Origin of the sequence: Vibrio sp. 10N.286.49.E11, assembly GCF_041469505.1 — a bacterium.
Classification (GTDB): Bacteria; Pseudomonadota; Gammaproteobacteria; order Enterobacterales; family Vibrionaceae; genus Vibrio; species Vibrio crassostreae_C.
Map to the genome: position 1 here is coordinate 1 of NZ_JBFRKQ010000049.1, position 520 is coordinate 520.

Here is a 520-nt window from a genome sequence, read left to right on the forward strand (position 1 = left end):
AGGTCTCGTTCCACGAGTAGCCCAAAGACGTGTTGTTGTGTTCTGCTGACCAAACCTAGCTTCGTCTTGAAACCAGACATCAACACTCTCTAGCCCAATATGGCCGGGGATCTTAAGGATCGTTTCGATTTGGAATTTTTTTAAAATCGTCTTGTATTTGCTGTGATTGTTTAGGGTGTTTGGAACGAGAAGTTATCCAAGAAAAACCCATGTGGTCGAGGAGATAATAGATGGAATTAGGGTGGTAGTGCTTGTCAAAGTGTTTAACGATGTAGTCATGTATATCGCTTCCAACAAGGCGGCCACCAGAAGGTGATTCAGCTTCTTTTTTTATGAAGGCACTGAGTTGAGCCCGCTGCTCATCGGTGAGGTATGCAGGCCTACCAGTCCGAGGTTTTTCTTGAAGTCCTTCTAGGCCTTCTTCAAAAAAAATCCGAACCCATTTATTGACACTGGTTCGACTGACTTTGAGAGATTTTGCAATTTGTGTACGAGAGAGGCCGTCTTTAAAGTGTGCGAG

Annotated in this window: 1 protein-coding gene; it reads right to left on the reverse strand. The window is 44.2% G+C overall.

Going from position 1 to position 520, the window contains the following annotated elements:
* Positions 1-112 precede the first annotated feature (112 nt).
* Positions 113-520, reverse strand: a 408-nt coding sequence (locus tag AB4167_RS11315) for a helix-turn-helix domain-containing protein (protein WP_136977534.1), incomplete at its 5' end; no start/stop codon positions are given.